The 2,500-nt window shown below is 52.9% G+C and carries 2 rRNA genes (1 of these 2 cut by a window edge); both read left to right on the top strand.

The features are described from left to right. Positions 1–2,172: ribosomal RNA gene (locus D0Z70_RS24025) — 23S ribosomal RNA — on the top strand (it extends 623 nt beyond the left edge of the window). A 194-nt stretch (positions 2,173–2,366) separates the two neighbouring features. Continuing rightward, positions 2,367–2,481 (top strand): 5S ribosomal RNA (rrf, locus tag D0Z70_RS24020). The last annotated feature ends 19 nt before the right edge of the window (positions 2,482–2,500 follow it).

The raw sequence follows: 2,500 nt of genomic DNA, 5'->3' as shown, positions 1-2,500 counted from the left end.
TGTATCAAGCAAGCTTAAGCCGTTAGGTGTAGGCGCAGCGAAAGCGAGTCTGAATAGGGCGACAGAGTTTGATGCATTAGACCCGAAACCCGGCGATCTATGCATGACCAGGTTGAAGGTGCGGTAACACGCACTGGAGGACCGAACCGTTCAATGTTGAAAAATTGTCGGATGAGTTGTGCTTAGGGGTGAAAGGCCAATCAAGCCGGGAAATAGCTGGTTCTCCGCGAAATCTATTGAGGTAGAGCGTCGAATGATTGCCGTTGGGGGTAGAGCACTGGATGGTTGCGGGGGTCGCGAGATCTACCAACACTAACCAAACTCCGAATACCAACGAGTCTAGTTCGGCAGACAGACGGCGGGTGCTAAGGTCCGTCGTCAAAAGGGAAACAGCCCTAACCTACAGCTAAGGTCCCCAAGTCATCACTAAGTGGGAAAGCATGTGGGATTTCCAAAACAACCAGGAGGTTGGCTTAGAAGCAGCCATCCTTTAAAGAAAGCGTAACAGCTCACTGGTCTAAACAAGAGATCCTGCGGCGAAGATGTAACGGGGCTAAAGTGATGCACCGAAGCTTAGGGTGTGCAGTTTACTGCACGCGGTAGCGGAGCGTTCCGTAGGCCGTTGAAGCGATCTGGTAATGGGTCGTGGAGGTATCGGAAGTGCGAATGCAGACATGAGTAGCGATTAACAGTGTGAGATGCACTGTCGCCGAAATTCCAAGGGTTCCTGCTTAAAGCTAATCTGAGCAGGGTAAGCCGGCCCCTAAGACGAGCCCGAAGGGGGTAGTCGATGGGAACCACGTTAATATTCGTGGGCCTGGAGGTGTGTGACGGATGGTGTAACTGGTCAGGGCTTATTGGATTGCTCCTGGCTGGGAAATCGTCCCAGGAAATAGCCCCTCCGTATAGACCGTACCCTAAACCGACACAGGTGGAATGGTAGAGTATACCAAGGCGTTTGAGAGAAGTATCCTGAAGGAACTCGGCAAATTGCCTCCGTACCTTCGGAAGAAGGAGGCCCCACATAAGCGCAAGCTCTTGTGGGGGGCACAGGCCAGGGGGTAGCGACTGTTTAGCAAAAACACAGGGCTCTGCTAAGTCGGCTTCAAGACGACGTATAGGGCCTGACGCCTGCCCGGTGCCTGAAGGTTAAGAGGAGGTGTGCAAGCACTGAATTGAAGCCCAGGTAAACGGCGGCCGTAACTATAACGGTCCTAAGGTAGCGAAATTCCTTGTCGGGTAAGTTCCGACCTGCACGAATGGCGTAACGACTTCCCCACTGTCTCCAGGATATGCTCAGCGAAATTGAATTCTCCGTGAAGATGCGGAGTACCCGCGGTTAGACGGAAAGACCCCGTGCACCTTTACTGCAACTTCAGAGTGGCATTAGGAAAGAGCTGTGTAGCATAGGTGGGAGGCTTTGAAGCATTGACGCCAGTTGATGTGGAGCCATAGGTGAAATACCACCCTGCTGTTTTCTGATGTCTAACCTCGCACCGTTATCCGGTGCAGGGACCCTCTGTGGTGGGTAGTTTGACTGGGGCGGTCGCCTCCTAAAGAGTAACGGAGGCGCGCGATGGTGGGCTCAGGACGGTTGGAAACCGTCTGTTAGAGTGCAATGGCATAAGCCCGCCTGACTGCGAGACTGACAAGTCGAGCAGAGACGAAAGTCGGTCATAGTGATCCGGTGGTCCCTCGTGGAAGGGCCATCGCTCAACGGATAAAAGGTACGCCGGGGATAACAGGCTGATGATTCCCAAGAGCTCATATCGACGGAATCGTTTGGCACCTCGATGTCGGCTCATCACATCCTGGGGCTGGAGCAGGTCCCAAGGGTTTGGCTGTTCGCCAATTAAAGTGGTACGTGAGCTGGGTTCAGAACGTCGCGAGACAGTTTGGTCCCTATCTGCCGTGGGCGTCGAAATTTGAGAGGAGTTGACCCTAGTACGAGAGGACCGGGTTGAACATACCTCTGGTGTACCTGTCGTCACGCCAGTGGCGCAGCAGGGTAGCTATGTATGGACGGGATAACCGCTGAAAGCATCTAAGCGGGAAGCCTCCCTCAAGATAAGATTTCTTAGGACCGTGGAAGACCACCACGTTGATAGATCGGATGTGGAAGTGCGGTAACGCATGGAGCTAACCGATACTAATTGTCCTATTCGCGCTTAAACGGTTCAGCAATGAACCGCAGAGTCCCACCATCAATGACAGCTCTGGAAACAGAAGCCTCAAACATGGTCGGTTGTTAAGCCAGCTAGAAATATCACTCACCCAAAATGTGTCTGTTGGCGCATTTTCCAGGTAAAATGCTTAAAACGTGCACGGTATCGATTGAAAACCCCTTATATGCGCCTGCTTCATTGCTTGGTGACCATAGCGTCTGTGACCCACCCGATCCCATCCCGAACTCGGCCGTGAAACCTGACTGCGCCGATGGTACTATTGCTCAAGCACTGGAAGAGTAGGGCGTCGCCAGGCATTGAAGCACGCGCATATA

Origin of the sequence: Sphingobium terrigena (assembly GCF_003591655.1) — a bacterium.
GTDB lineage: Bacteria > Pseudomonadota > Alphaproteobacteria > Sphingomonadales > Sphingomonadaceae > Sphingobium > Sphingobium terrigena.
Note: the sequence above shows the minus strand (reverse complement) of the source record. Positions and strands in the feature narration are given on the sequence as shown.